1 pseudogene is annotated in these 1189 nt (G+C 67.6%); it reads left to right on the top strand.

Annotation, left to right across the window (positions count from 1 at the left end):
* Positions 1-16: 16 nt before the first annotated feature.
* A pseudogene (locus ABTZ59_RS37165) lies at positions 17-1189 on the top strand (tyrosine-type recombinase/integrase); the annotation flags it as partial.

The following is a 1189-nucleotide window of genomic DNA, read 5'->3' as shown; positions in this document are numbered from 1 at the left end:
GACCAAGCGCGCCTTCATGGACGCGGCCACCGCCCTGCCCGCCGCGCGGGGAGTGGACTACGGCCGCTGCATGATCTGCCCCGACCGCCCGGCGATCAGCCCCACCACCAGGCTGTGCCAGCAACACCAGACCAGGTGGCAGTACGGCGAAGCAGCCGACATGGACCGAGACCAGTTCGAGCAATGGGCCCGCACCCAGCACCCACTGCCCGGCTACGGCCTGTGCCAGGCACGGTGCCCCTTCCTGGCCTGCACCTCACTGGGCCTGTGCCTCCAACACCTGAACCGGCACAAAATCGACAACCGTCCGGGAGCAGCCCGGTCGCAGAACTCACGCGGCCCCCTCAAGGACGGCCAGCCGCTCCCGGTGACCTACGACGACGAGAAGGCATTCCGCGCCTGGTGCGCCACTGCGGAGCCGGTCACGCAGCCAGGGCTGGTCAACCTCCACTGCCTGTCCGCGCTGCTGCGGGCCGAGATCCAGTGGGGCCTGCACGCCAATGCCCAGTCCGCACAGCACTCCGAGTGGACCACCAACGGCATCAGGAATCTCATCAGATACTGCTGGCGAGGCAGCATCACGTCCCTGATGGACCTGCACGACACCGACTTCAAAGACCTGACCCGCAAGCAGATGGACTCCGAAGTCCGCAAGATCATCCGGGAGATCATCAACGGCCTGCGCTGCGTCTACTACAGCCCCTCAGACACCAAAGACGCCGGCTTCCTGGAAACCGATCACTTCGGACGACGCTTCAAGAACGCCCAGAGCAACTTCGACATCACCGCCATTTCCCAGCGGTGGCTGCGCGACCTGCTCTGGGATCACCTCGCCGAGTGGCTCAGATCCCCGCAGTGCCCCCGCACCCGAGGCCCCTTCGACCAGATGCGCCGCGCCGCCGTCGAACTGGGCGTCTTCCTCCAAGCCGACGCCCCCGACGCCGGCCACGACCCCACCGTGCTGCGCCGTGAGCACGCCGAGCGGTTCGTCGCCGACCAGCGCCACCGCGCCCGCCACGGCCTGCCGTCCCTGGGCATGGTCCTGGTCGACGGACGATCCCCCACCGTCACCGACCTGAGCTGCCAATTCGTCTTCAACCAAGCCCGCAAGCTGCTCTACAGCGCCATCACCGCCGGCCACGCCGAACGCCTCGGCATCGACACCGGCTTCCTGACCGCCATCCCCTTC

The sequence above is a fragment of the Streptomyces sp. NPDC094034 genome (assembly GCF_040303865.1).
GTDB lineage: Bacteria > Actinomycetota > Actinomycetes > Streptomycetales > Streptomycetaceae > Streptomyces.
The sequence above is the reverse complement of the archived record's forward strand: the minus strand, read 5'-3'. Positions and strand labels throughout refer to the sequence as shown.